11 protein-coding genes are annotated in these 12,236 nt (G+C 58.4%); 8 read left to right on the forward strand and 3 right to left on the reverse strand.

The window, feature by feature from the left end:
* The 6 genes from WBR57_RS18155 to WBR57_RS18180 all read left to right on the forward strand — a co-directional run.
* The coding region (locus WBR57_RS18155) for a sigma-54-dependent Fis family transcriptional regulator (protein ID WP_424085267.1) at nucleotides 1-1,031 on the forward strand (1,031 nt) is incomplete at its 5' end.
* 129 nt (nucleotides 1,032-1,160) lie between these two features.
* Nucleotides 1,161-4,496 (forward strand): hypothetical protein, encoded by a 3,336-nt coding sequence (locus tag WBR57_RS18160; protein WP_424085269.1) that lies wholly within the window; start codon nucleotides 1,161-1,163, stop codon nucleotides 4,494-4,496.
* Nucleotides 4,497-4,653: 157 nt separating this feature from the next.
* Nucleotides 4,654-5,694, forward strand: a complete 1,041-nt coding sequence (locus WBR57_RS18165) for a hypothetical protein (RefSeq protein WP_424085271.1) — start codon at nucleotides 4,654-4,656, stop codon at nucleotides 5,692-5,694.
* A gap of 232 nt (nucleotides 5,695-5,926) precedes the next feature.
* Complete coding sequence (mpl, locus tag WBR57_RS18170) at nucleotides 5,927-7,276, forward strand: UDP-N-acetylmuramate:L-alanyl-gamma-D-glutamyl-meso-diaminopimelate ligase (protein WP_424085273.1); 1,350 nt, start codon at nucleotides 5,927-5,929, stop codon at nucleotides 7,274-7,276.
* On the forward strand, nucleotides 7,273-7,902 hold the full coding sequence (gene ubiX / locus WBR57_RS18175; protein ID WP_424085275.1) for a flavin prenyltransferase UbiX: 630 nt from the start codon (nucleotides 7,273-7,275) through the stop codon (nucleotides 7,900-7,902). The genes mpl and ubiX overlap by 4 nt, the downstream gene beginning before the upstream one ends.
* On the forward strand, nucleotides 7,895-8,179 hold the full coding sequence (locus WBR57_RS18180; RefSeq protein ID WP_424085277.1) for a YceK/YidQ family lipoprotein: 285 nt from the start codon (nucleotides 7,895-7,897) through the stop codon (nucleotides 8,177-8,179). The genes ubiX and WBR57_RS18180 overlap by 8 nt, the downstream gene beginning before the upstream one ends.
* A 42-nt stretch (nucleotides 8,180-8,221) precedes the next feature.
* On the opposite strand, the gene WBR57_RS18185 is transcribed toward WBR57_RS18180, so the two are convergent.
* The 3 genes from WBR57_RS18185 to WBR57_RS18195 all read right to left on the reverse strand — a co-directional run bounded on the left by WBR57_RS18185 (nucleotide 8,222) and on the right by WBR57_RS18195 (nucleotide 11,172).
* Nucleotides 8,222-8,863, reverse strand: coding sequence for an oxidoreductase (locus WBR57_RS18185; RefSeq protein WP_424085279.1), 642 nt, complete (start codon nucleotides 8,861-8,863; stop codon nucleotides 8,222-8,224).
* A gap of 29 nt (nucleotides 8,864-8,892) precedes the next feature.
* On the reverse strand, nucleotides 8,893-10,611 hold the full coding sequence (locus WBR57_RS18190; RefSeq protein WP_424085281.1) for a C13 family peptidase: 1,719 nt from the start codon (nucleotides 10,609-10,611) through the stop codon (nucleotides 8,893-8,895).
* A gap of 105 nt (nucleotides 10,612-10,716) precedes the next feature.
* On the reverse strand, nucleotides 10,717-11,172 hold the full coding sequence (locus WBR57_RS18195; RefSeq protein WP_101273166.1) for a MaoC family dehydratase: 456 nt from the start codon (nucleotides 11,170-11,172) through the stop codon (nucleotides 10,717-10,719).
* A gap of 165 nt (nucleotides 11,173-11,337) precedes the next feature.
* Here WBR57_RS18195 and WBR57_RS18200 point away from each other — a divergent pair, with 165 nt between their 5' ends.
* A complete protein-coding gene (locus WBR57_RS18200; RefSeq protein ID WP_424085283.1) occupies nucleotides 11,338-11,691 on the forward strand; it encodes a CidA/LrgA family protein in 354 nt (117 codons plus the stop codon).
* Nucleotides 11,688-12,236, forward strand: a 549-nt coding sequence (locus WBR57_RS18205; RefSeq protein WP_424085285.1) for an LrgB family protein, incomplete at its 3' end; no start/stop codon positions are given. The genes WBR57_RS18200 and WBR57_RS18205, both read left to right, overlap by 4 nt.

Here is a 12,236-nt window from a genome sequence, read left to right on the forward strand (position 1 = left end):
GTTGGCCGCTGCGTACGCGTGACGGTCGGCATTTATTCGCCGCCTTGCGGGGCCAGGCGCGCAGCCAGCCGGCGGCGCTGGCCAAACCTGAAGTGCCCCGCCTGCCGGGTATCTGCCTGGGCGACCCGGCGCTGCAGAATGATTTTCGCAAGGCCTTGAGGGTATTCGAACGTGACGTGCCGCTGTTGATCAATGGCGAAACCGGGACCGGCAAAGAGGCCTTCGCCAAAGCGGTACACCACGCCAGCCAGCGCGCCGAAAAAGCTTTTGTGGCCCTGAACTGTGCAGCCATCCCGGAAAGCCTGATCGAGAGTGAGCTGTTCGGCTATCGCGGCGGCAGCTTCACCGGCGCGCGCAAGGAGGGTATGCAAGGCAAGTTGCAGCAGGCCGACGGCGGCACGTTGTTCCTCGACGAAATCGGCGACATGCCCCTGGCGCTGCAAACCCGTCTATTAAGAGTGCTGGACGACCGCATGGTGGTGCCCATTGGCGGCGAGCCGCAGGCGGTTGATGTACGCATCGTCAGCGCGACCCATCGGGATTTGCTTGCGCGAGTTGCCGACGGCACCTTCCGTGAAGACCTGTATTACCGTCTCAATGGCCTGGAAGTTTCATTGCCCGCGCTACGTGATCGCAGCGATAAAAACCAGCTGCTGGATTTTCTGTTGGAGGACGAAGCCGCGCCGCACAAAGTGCTGCTCGATGTTGCTGCGCGGCAGCAGCTCCTGGCGTTTTCCTGGCCGGGCAATGTGCGGCAGATGCGCACTGTTTTACGCACGTTGGCAGCGTTGACCGAGGATGGCCGCGTCGGGCTTCCCGACCTGCCGGCGATCGTCCGCCAACCCCCACCGCAAACCGTCGATGAACCTTCGGACCTGCCGCTGGAGCAGGCCGAGCGCGTGGCCATGCTGGCTGTGCTGGAGCAGCAGTGTTGGCATATGACACACGCCGCGGAGCAGTTGGGCGTCAGCCGAAATACCCTTTATCGCAAGTTACGCAAGCACGGAATTACCCGTGTTTGTTCAGCTTAACGGCCCCTGGATGCTCACGGCAGCGGTAATGCCCTGTCGCATTTCGTCGGCCTGCCGGCGGCACGCTTTGTAAATTCTCAAACCACTCACTGGAGCAGCGCCTAACGGCCCTTACATTGAGGTGTTTGAATGACAAATATTTCCAGTTCTCCTATAGCCCCGGGTTTTTTCTCCTATGGGGTGGAGCTGGCAGCACTATTGGCGCAGAAGGTGCCGCCACAAGCGAGGGCGCCCTCTCCTGGCGCAGAGGACGATGGCCTTCGTGCATCACCGCCTGACAGTCTCGAAACCCGCGCAAAAGCTGACGCCCAAGTGCAAAAGGCATTCGCAAAAGCGCTGCTTGCTCGCTTCCATCAAACGACAGTAAGCCCCCCCCATGTCCATGTCCCTCCCGAGTCCACGTTAGGGCGTTGGCGTACGCTGTTTGACAGTGCACTTCGCAGCCCTGGTGTCGTGGCCTGGGCGAAGGATCAGGGGCTTGATACCACGGCCCTGAAATTGAACCCGTCCAGAGGGGAAATCACCGGCATTGTCGGCGGTAAGGAGCAAACCTTTTCTCTGGACGACGATTCGGGATGGGCCGAAGTTTCGCGAGCGCTGTTGGCGACCGCCAAGGCATTGGCACCCGAACCCGGACAAACATTGAATTGCCCACTGCCGTCAGGCGACTTGCCATGGGCCGTGGTAGGGAAGTTTTACCATTTCCCTTTCGATATGGGGCCGGCGCAAGTGGCCAAGTACCGCAAGCAATTGGTGAGTGATCCGAACTTTGAATTTCCGCCTTTGCCGTTTGCCTCATTGAGATCACCGAGCGCATTGGTTGAGCAGGAAACGGTGATGGGGGATGAAGTCGACTGCCAGTCGCTTATCACAGTGCTGCAGGATCAGGCCAATGCCGGCGAAGTGGACATTGACCTGAGCAAGGTCTGGGTGCCTATCCACCCACGTTCCTCGTACTCCCAATCGTTAGATGAACCGGCCAAGGAGGCACGCGCCGTTGATCTGATTGAAGCCTACGCAATGCTGGTGCCACAGAATGTGACGCAAGCACGCAACATGCTCCTCATGCTGTCTTTCGACCTCCATCACAGGGCACCCGATTCCGATAGAGGCTGTGCACTGCCTTTGACTCGGCTGTTGGAGACAACAACCCTGGGCCCTGGCCTGCAATCACACATCCGAGAAATTGTTGAGCGGTGGAAGATGCAGGACCCTGTTCAAGCATCATTGGATCAGGCCGGCCCTGGGGCCACGAGCCTGATGGGGCGATTGCTGCACCATCTGCCAGAGGACACGCGAAAAGCGATCAGCACGCATCCCGCAAAGGCGCTGGATGAGCTTATACGCTCGCCACACGCCAAGGCCCTGGGCAAAAAAATACAAGAAGAACTTGGGCGGGATGAAACCTCAACCAGTGATATTGAATTTGTGAGCGCAGCGCTCGCACTCGATCTTGACCCGTGGGGAGGAGCATCACGGCATAACGTGGCGGGTTATGCACCCTATGGCAAAGAGAATATCGGCTTTTCGCCTGCTCAGATCGTCAGTCGTTTTACTCGCCATCTTGAAGGGCGGATCGGGACTGAAATGGCGCCAATTGCAGCGCGTTTATTGCTGTCGGTTTCAGCTCCAGAGTTTCTGGCAAAGGCGATACCACCTAATTTGGTCTACGGTTCGCATACGTGGGCGCAATTCTCCATCGAGGCGTGGCGCATCGAAAAGAAAGTGCCAGGTGCCGTGGCAAACATGACATTCAGCCAAGTCATGCTGTTCGCTCAGACCGAGCCCGTTTCACGAGAAGGGCAGGATCAACTGGACGAAGTCAAGCGCCTCCCGATTACAGATTGGGGCGTCGCCAACGGAGTGATCCGCGCAAGGCCGGATAATATCTATTCAAAGAAGGATTACGATGTATCGGAGAAGGCCGTGCTTCTTCAGTACAAGGATGTAGCGTGGGCATCCGAGGTGTTGAAAACGCCAGCCCCCAACCGCAGGGAAATGGCACTCGGAGAGTTGAAACGAGTATTCGGTGGAAACCTGGACTTTGAAAAGAAGGTGATCAAAGACGATCACGAAGTGTGGCCGGATATTACTCTGTATTCGCTGCTGGATATCTACATGTCTGGGCACTTGAGCGAAAAAGTCTGGGTGTCAACCGACGAAAAAGCGCTGCCCTATAATTCTATGCGTCGTGAGCTGGGCAAGCTTGAAGCGAATATCCCCGCAACATTTGATAATGCATTTGACAAGTTTAAGGCGCAGCGTGCAGAGGCCATGGATATCTCGTTCAGGTATCACCTTTCGTTAATGCCGGTGGCTGATCGGGAAATCTTGAATACCTCAATCATCAGTTTTTTTGAGCTGCGTAAGCCTTATGATAAAAGAGTGAAAAGTAAGCTCGGGAATCATGAGACGTTAAAATATGTGAGTGATAAACCCAGCGCGGAAGATGTTAAAAATTTGACCGGGACGTTCGGCTTGATTATTCAAGCGGATCGAGGCAATGGCGATATTCATCATTACAGCTACTTTCCGGGTCAGGCCAAAATAATCAAAGAATCTGCGCTGGGGAAAAAGCCCCTTGTGAGTCAGCCGCAAAAAGAGTGGCAGAGCCCTGATATTAACGGGGCTCCGAGAAATGCCACAGGCGAGGCGCTCAACATTGATGCCAATCCTTACTTTGGTTTGCCTGCTCAGGGGAGTCGTCCGGACTTACGGCTGCTAGTTGAGCGGGTAGGTGAGCCAAATACGGATCGTTTGTCTGCAAAAATTCCGTCTGACACGGCAGAAGGGCTTTCTGGCGATTATTTTTCCAAACGTACGCTGGCAATGGGAGCAACCGTTGGCAAGCACTTTACGCGCGACCTTGAGAGGGAAAGAGCTGAAGAAAAAGATGTTACGCAACGTGAACAGGAAATAAAAACCAATCGAAAGTTGGACGAGCTTTTTCTCAGTCTTGTGCCTTTTTATGATGGCGTCAGGATTGCCATGAAGGGGGATGTCTCGGGTGCAGTACTTGAGCTCGGGTTCGACGCAGTTGGGTTTCTTCTTCCTGGCGGCAAGGCGCTGGGCACCGCAGTAAGGACGGGGCGTGGCGCCCTCAAGGCAATTGGCGGTGGGGTGGTCAAAGGTATAAACGGGTCTTTGGGATTGAATGACTTTTTTAAACTGGGTAATAATATTTCCACTGGGTTTAATACGGCTGGGAAACTTGGAAACAGTGTTCTCTACGCGGTGCAAAAGCGGGTGCCTCTGGGCATAAAAGCGTTTGACCCGAAAAAAGTGTATAGGCATAAAGATGTCGTCAGCGATTTTTATTACAAAGTGGTGGGTAGTTCAACGCCGATGGGGCCCGTTGCCGCGATTTTTTTAAATGGCGGTTGGTACGCTTATAATTTCGTAACAAAAGTGCCGCAAGGTGTGCAGTTGGTGCAGTACGCAATGGCCGAGGCATTCAAGGATTAAGGTGTTCAGGTTGTTCAGGGCATGAATAATGGTTGTATAAATGGGTAGGGGGTCCTTCCGTCTGTAATGGTGCTGGAACGCTATGTGGATGCTCGCCACTCAGGCAGTGGAGGAAATGGATGGCTTCCTAGTGCACATTAATCATTAGGTACATGACATGACTGTTAATGACTTCGCAATGCCGCAATTCCCACTCGTTCAGTTGCAGTTGGCCTCTGAAGTTGTGAGTAAGCCTACAACAGAACGTCCTGGCTCTGGTGCAAAAGCGTGCAGTGCAGATAGCGCTGAGAGCATGCGTTCTTCTATAGCGCATGAGATGTTTGCCGTTGAAGGCGATCGTTTCAACAGGCGTGCGCGTGGATTGGGTAAGCTCTTTAAAGTCAAGAAAGCGCCAGACCTCCCCGGTACTGCTAAAGCAGCGGATGCGCCCAACGCGCCAAAGACGGGACCAAGTGGCGCGTCGGTTGGCGCGGCCAAGATTGAACAGGAAATTGCTACTGATATAGCCAGTTATAAACCCAAAGATAACTTTGCCAGCAAGCTCGGCGGGCAACAGGTCGTCGACGCGCCGCCTAAAACCTTTACCACGACCTTGGAGATCTCTCCTTCAACTGTGAACGGTAAGGCAGTTGAAGACTTTTCCTCCCGCAACCTCGCGAAGGCGGACACTGAATTAGCCGAGGCTGTCGCGGAGTCCAAAGCGGATGTCACGCCCGCTGTGAAAAAACTCACAGATACTAAGAAAGCCTTGCTTACGGCAGGCGCCGTGGCAGTCGTCGGCAGTGTCGGGACCCTCGCAACCAAACTCATCGAAAAAGCATTTACTGATTCCCCTGCGGCTGTAATAAAAAAAGGCTTTTTCGAAACGCGTATCGTCGATCAGGTCCAGGAGAATGTTTTTGCGGCGACCAATATGCTCGGTCGCATTACCGGAATCGGAGTCGATGCAGTACAAAGCAATTTGGCATGGGCGATAAAAACAAACGAGGAGCGTATGACTTGCCTGGAATCTCTAACTATCGCTCTGCAAAAAGATGTTGAGGGGCTGGCCAAAGAGTATGGCATTCCATGCTCGATCTCGAAGGCGCGAAACGAAGACCCTGACCTTGAAGTGCGCGCAAAAGTCATTGATTCCAGGCTGGCTGTTATTACCGCGATCGGTCAGGCGGTCGCGCTCAAGCTTAAAGCGACAGCGTAACCAGGCAATGTTCGAGGTGTGACTGACTGCTGGGCTGCCAGCAGCGCACAGCCTTGACCCTCAATGCCGTTGTATTCGAGGAAGTCGCATGCGTGCTGCTTTCTCGGATGCAATAGCATTTCGCGTGCAGAGGAATTGCTCGATCAGCCACTCACGCCTGGACGGTCGCCGCTAAAAGGTGCGATTTCCCCCTCTCTGCGCTAACCTGCCTCGATGTTTTACGAGGTCGACTATGCACATTCATATTCTCGGTATTTGCGGCACATTCATGGGCTCAATGGCAGTTCTGGCCAAAGAGCTGGGCCATCACGTCACCGGCTCCGACGCCAACGTTTACCCGCCCATGAGTACGCAACTCGAGGCCCAGGGCATTGAGCTGACCCAAGGCTACGATCCGGCGCAATTCGACCCGGTCCCGGATTTGGTGGTGATCGGCAATGCCATGTCCCGTGGCAATCCGGCGGTTGAATACGTACTCAATAAAGGGTTGCCCTACGTCTCGGGCCCGCAATGGCTGGCCGACCATGTGCTGCAAGGCCGTTGGGTATTGGCAGTTGCCGGTACTCATGGCAAGACCACCACCAGCAGCATGTTGGCCTGGGTGTTGGAGCATGCGGGCATGAGTCCGGGCTTCCTGATCGGCGGTGTGCCGCAGAATTTCTCGGTGTCGGGGCGTCTCGGCGATACGCCGTTCTTCGTGATCGAGGCCGATGAGTACGACAGCGCGTTTTTCGACAAGCGCTCCAAGTTCGTGCACTACCGCCCGCGCACCGCGATCCTGAATAACCTCGAATACGATCACGCGGATATCTTCCCGGATCTGCCGGCCATCGAGCGCCAATTCCACCACTTGGTACGCACGATCCCGAGCGAAGGCCTGGTGATCCACCCCACCACTGAGCCTGCACTGCAGCGTGTGATCGACATGGGCTGCTGGACCCCGGTGCAAACCACCGGCGCGGGCGGGCAATGGCAGGTCAAGCTGCTGAGTGACGACGGCTCGCGCTTTGAAGTGTTGTTTGAAGGCGAGGCCCAAGGCATCGTCGAGTGGGACATGACCGGCCAGCACAACGTCGCGAACGCCCTGGTGACGCTGGCAGCCGCGCGGCACGTTGGCGTTGTGCCATCAATGGGCATTGCTGCGTTGAGCGCCTTCAAAAGCGTGAAGCGGCGCATGGAAAAGGTCGCCGACGTGAATGGGATTACCATCTACGACGACTTTGCCCACCATCCGACGGCCATCGCCACCACCCTTGACGGCCTGCGCAAGCGTGTCGGCGATGCACCGATTATTGCGATTGTGGAGCCACGCTCCAACTCCATGAAGCTTGGCGCCCACCGCGACGGCTTGCCGGAAAGCGTTAACGACGCCGACCAGGTGGTGTGGTACGCGCCGGCCAACCTCGGCTGGGACTTGCCGGGTATCGCCGGGCTGTGCAAGGTGCCGTCCGAGGTGTGTGATTCCATCGAAGGCATCATTGAGTTCGTCAAGCAACAGGCCAAGCCTGGTACCCACGTAGTCGTCATGAGCAACGGCGGCTTTGGCGGCCTGCATGGCAAGTTGGCCGAGGCGTTGAAATGAGTGGCCCGGAACGCGTTACCCTGGCGATGACCGGTGCATCCGGCGCGCCGTATGGCCTGCGCCTGTTGGATTGCTTGGTGCGCGAGGACCGTGAGGTGCACTTTTTGATCTCCAAGGCCGCGCAATTGGTACTGGCCACCGAGACCGATGTCGCGCTGCCTCCCAAGGTGCAGATGATGCAGGCCTTCCTCACCGAGTACACCGGTGCGGCGGCGGGGCAGATCAAGGTGTATGGCAAAGAGGATTGGATGTCGCCAGTGGCTTCCGGCTCCGGCGCGCCGGCGGCGATGGTGGTGGTGCCGTGCTCCACCGGCACCTTGTCGGCGATTGCCACGGGCGCGTGCAACAGCCTGATCGAGCGCGCGGCGGACGTCACCCTGAAAGAACGCCGCCAATTGATCCTGGTGCCGCGTGAAGCGCCGTATTCGAGCATTCACCTGGAGCACATGCTCAAGTTGTCGAACATGGGCGTGACCATCTTGCCGGCGTCGCCGGGGTTCTATCACCAGCCGCAGACCATCGACGATCTGGTGGATTTCGTGGTGGCGCGGATTCTCAACCTGCTGAATATTCCCCAGGACATGCTGCCGCGTTGGGGCGAACACCATTTGAGCAGCGATGAGTAAGGTACTGCTGGTGATGTTGGCGCTGCAGCTCACTGGCTGCGCCACCGCGCGCACGCTGGATGCGGCCCAACCGGGCGCGCCGGTGGTGTATGCCGGTACGCGCCTGGATTTGTATGCGATTAACGGTGGGTGTTGCGCCAAGGATAGGTTTGGCGCCGAAGCGCCGAGCTATCCGCAGGTGGACCTGCCGGCCAGCGCGTTGCTCGACACCTTGCTGTTGCCGCTGTCAGTGCTGACGGTGTTGGGCATTGGGTTCAACGCAACCGGTGGGCTCTAAAACCAATGTGGGAGCAAGCCCGCTCCCACAGTTTAAACTGGGTTACTTACCCAGTTTGCGCAACTCATCCGACTCCACCACCCGCACCCCATCCTGCTCTTCCAGCGCCAGGCGCCACATGGCCCGGGCCAGCTCGCACACTTCAATGCCGTGGTATTTGCCCGGGATCAACCGCGACAACGGCCCGGCCAGTTGCTCGGCCAGGCGTGGCTCCAGGCGCTCGCCCAGTAACAGAGAAGGGCGCACGATGGTCAGCTGTGGCCAATCCTGCGCTCTCAGCGCCTGTTCCATTTCGCCTTTGACGCGGTTGTAGAAAATCGAGGATTTGGGGTCGGCGCCAATCGCGCTGATCACGATCAGGTGCCGCGCGCCCATTTCCCGCGCACGCTTGGCAAAGGCCACGACCATGTCCAGGTCGACCGCGCGGAAGGCTTCTTCGGAGCCTGCCTGCTTGATGGTGGTGCCCAGGCAGCAGAAGGCCAGGTCCACCTGGCCGTTCAGTTGCGGCAGGAATACCGCAGGGTCCCCAACCGGATTCTCCAGGCGCGGGTGTTCGGCCAGCGGCTTGCGGCTGGGTGCCAGCACGCGGGTCACGGTGGGTTCGTTGAGCAGGCGGTCGAGCAGGTGTTCGCCGGTAAGGCCAGAGGCGCCGGCGAGCAAGATATGCTGAGGTGTCAGGTACATGGTGTTTCCCCCTTGTTACACATTACAGCTTAGTTGCCTTTGGCTTCCTTGCTATTCATTGAGACGCTTTCGAGCGCCTTTCGTGCCTGCTGTTTGCGTAATAATTGCCAATGGGCGATCACGCCCTTGGGGGCCCAGATCTGCGGCTCGGAGGCTTCGAAGTTGTCCGCCTGTTCGCGTTCGGTCACGTGCAGTTGCGCGAGCTTGAAGGCTTGCTGCAGGTCATCGGTCTGGTTGAAGGCTTGGGCGAAGAGGGCGTCGCCGAAGTAGGTGAAGTCGGCTTCCTCGGAGCAGCCGAACGACACACGGTCGGCACGCGAGGCGGTCATGATCAGGGTGTGGTCGTCTTTCAATGCCGGGATGAAACCGCCGGAGTAGCAGGCGGAAATCACGATGATCTTGTCGCGGTTTTTCAACGGCGTGAGCACGGCCGCCAGCTCATCGGCGGGCAGGTCGGCCAGTTCCATGCGCGGTTGGTCGAGCACCAGCTCGTGTTCGTGGGTGCCGTGGCTGGTCAGGTAGATAAACACCAGGTCTTCCGGCCCGCTGCGGTCGGCCAGGGTCTGTACAGCGCGGCGCAGGCTTTCGCGGGTGGCCAGGGGGCGGTCGGCGATGTGGTCGCGGTGGTTGACCAGGCGAACCTGCCCACGGGCACCAAAGCGCGTTGCGAGCATATTGCTGACGTAATCGGCTTCGCGCAGGAACACGCTTTGTTTGCCGTCGCCGGCCACGGCCAGGGTGTACAGCTCTACCGCAGGGGTGGAAGCGGGCACCGCAGCGAGGGCCGCGTCGAGCAGGCGGCCCTGGGCCAGTACGCCGATTTCCAGCGGGTCGGGCAGCAGCTTGCCGTCGGCGTCACGCACGCGCATGCCGTTGACCCAGGTGCCGGCCTGCACGGTGCCATCGGTGAGCACGAGGGTGCCTTTGCCCTGGTAGTTGTCGCTGTCGAAGCCGCCGATATAGAAGCTGCCGTCGGTGAGGTTCAAGCGACCGTCACCGGTAAAGCGCCAGTCGCTGAACTGGCCGACGTAATGGCTGCCGTCCACGCCGATCAACTCGCCCTTGCCGCTGAGCGCGCCTTCCTTGAACTGGCCGATCCACACGTCGCCGTCGGCGTTTTCGTAGCGCCCTTTGCCGTTGAGCTGGTTCTGCTTGAACTGACCGACATAGATGTCGCCGTCAGCGCTGTTGAAGGTGCCATTGCCTTCCAGTTGGCCATCCACAAAGTGGCCGCTGAACTGGTTGCCGCTGTCGTCGTTGCGCTGGCCTTCGCCATTCGGCTTGCCGTGGGCGAACTGGCCCTGGTATTGGCTGCCGTCGGCCAGCTCCAGGCGACCGAGGCCTGAGTACTGGTCATCCTTGAATTCGCCGCGGTAGGTCATCTGCCCCTCTTTGAGGGTGCCTTCGCCGTTGCGCCGGCCATTCTTGAACCCGCCCACATAGTGGCTGCCGGCCGTGGTCAGGCTGCCCTGGCCATCGAACAGCCCTTGCTGGAACTGGCCTTTATAGACTTCGCCATTGCTGCCGTGCCATTCGCCCTGACCGTGCCACTGGCCTTTGTCGAACTGCCCGGCATACCAACTGCCGTTGGGGTAGTCGACACGGCCCTGGCCTTGCAGCAAGCCGTTGACCACATCGCCCCGGTAGCGGCCGCCGTCGGGCAGGCGCGCATCCGGCGGCAACAGCGATTCGCCGTCTCCGCACGCGGTGAGCAACAGGGCAAGGGCAAGGGGGGCGAGTGGGCGCATAGCGGGATCCGGATAATTGAGCGCCGAGTATGCCGCAGCTGCGAGTTTCATACATAAATTTACATACCCTGTGGTGAGTTTCAGTGCCTCACCACAGGGAAGCGCTTACACGAAGTAGAGCGACAGCGACTCAGCCACGTAAGCCGGTTTTTCCTGGCCTTCGATTTCCAGGGTGGCGGTGGCCTTGAGCAGCCATTGGCCGGGCTTTTTCTCGGTGACGTCAGTGAGTGTCACGTTCAGTCGCACCTTGGAATTGACCTTGACCGGCTGGATAAAGCGCACGCTGTCCAAGCCGTAGTTGACTGCCATCTTCAAGCCTTCCGGCACGATCAGGATGTCTTCCATCAGCTTGGGCATCAGCGACAGCGACAGGAAGCCATGGGCGATGGTGGTGCCGAACGGCGTTTGCGCGGCCTTGACCGGGTCAACGTGGATGAACTGATGGTCGCCAGTGGCTTCGGCGAACAGGTTGATACGGGCCTGGTCGATGGTGAGCCATTCGGAACGTCCGAGTTCCTTGCCGACATAGTCTTTGAGCTGCGCTACGGGTACATAGGGCATTGCGTCTCTCCTTGGTTCATCGGTGCTGTTGTTATGAGGTACAGAGAACCAATGTAGATCATCATGGGCAACCAGCCCGGTCAACCCACCATGCTTTTGGCGAATGCCGAAGCATAGGGCGGGCATGCTTATAATGCGGGCGGGTTTTGACGGGGGGGAGAACGGATGCTGTTACGCGGGCTGACATGGCTGGTGTTGTTTCAACTGATCGGCACGGCGATCAACCATTTGCTGCTGCCGGTCCTGCCGGGGCCGATCATCGGTTTGCTGCTGATGCTGGGGTTTCTGATCTGGCGCGGCGAAGTCGGCGAGCCCTTGAGCCTGGCTGCCAGCAGCCTGTTGCGCTACTTGCCGTTGCTGCTGGTGCCGCCGGCGGTGGGTGTGATGGTGTATGCCAAGGACATCGCCGCCGACTTCTGGGCCATCGTCGGCGCGCTGGTGCTGTCGCTGGTGATCGCCATGGGTTTTGTCGGCGTGTTGATGCAGTACATGGTCAAGCGCAAGGAGAAGGATCAATGATCTTCGACTGGCACGGCGCATGGACAGCAGTGATTCATCATCCGTTGTTCGGCATCGGCATCACCCTCGGCGCCTATCAACTGGTGCTGGCGGGCTTTGAGAAAACCCGCTGGATTTTCCTGCAGCCGGTGCTGGTCTCCATGCTGCTGGTGATCGGCGTGTTGCTCACCTGCGGCCTGAGCTACGCCGAGTACCGCAAGAGCACTGAGATCATGGGCATCCTGCTCGGCCCTGCCACCGTGGCGCTGGCGGTACCGCTTTACCTCAACCTGCGGCGGATTCGCCAATTGTTCTGGCCGATTTTTACTACGCTGGTCATAGGCGGCGTGTTGGCCACCGGCCTGTGTGTGCTGCTGGGCTGGTGGTTTGGCGCCGAACATATGATGCTGATGACCATGGCGCCCAAATCGGTGACCTCGCCGATTGCCATGCTGGTGGCCGAGCAGATCGGCGGCGTGGCGGCCTTGGCGGCGGTGTTTGTGCTGATCACCGGGGTGATCGGCGCGATGATCGGCCCGGCGTACCTGTCGCGCCTCGGCGTGCAC

Source organism: Pseudomonas sp. (assembly GCF_049590575.1).
Taxonomy (GTDB): domain Bacteria; phylum Pseudomonadota; class Gammaproteobacteria; order Pseudomonadales; family Pseudomonadaceae; genus Aquipseudomonas.

Coding starts and splice junctions, on each gene's coding strand:
- WBR57_RS18160 (WP_424085269.1), top strand. CDS start 1,161: ATGACAAATATTTCCAGTTCTCCTATAGCCCCGGGTTTTTTCTCCTAT.
- WBR57_RS18165 (WP_424085271.1), top strand. CDS start 4,654: ATGACTGTTAATGACTTCGCAATGCCGCAATTCCCACTCGTTCAGTTG.
- mpl (WP_424085273.1), top strand. CDS start 5,927: ATGCACATTCATATTCTCGGTATTTGCGGCACATTCATGGGCTCAATG.
- ubiX (WP_424085275.1), top strand. CDS start 7,273: ATGAGTGGCCCGGAACGCGTTACCCTGGCGATGACCGGTGCATCCGGC.
- WBR57_RS18180 (WP_424085277.1), top strand. CDS start 7,895: ATGAGTAAGGTACTGCTGGTGATGTTGGCGCTGCAGCTCACTGGCTGC.
- WBR57_RS18185 (WP_424085279.1), bottom strand. CDS start 8,863: ATGTACCTGACACCTCAGCATATCTTGCTCGCCGGCGCCTCTGGCCTT.
- WBR57_RS18190 (WP_424085281.1), bottom strand. CDS start 10,611: ATGCGCCCACTCGCCCCCCTTGCCCTTGCCCTGTTGCTCACCGCGTGC.
- WBR57_RS18195 (WP_101273166.1), bottom strand. CDS start 11,172: ATGCCCTATGTACCCGTAGCGCAGCTCAAAGACTATGTCGGCAAGGAA.
- WBR57_RS18200 (WP_424085283.1), top strand. CDS start 11,338: ATGCTGTTACGCGGGCTGACATGGCTGGTGTTGTTTCAACTGATCGGC.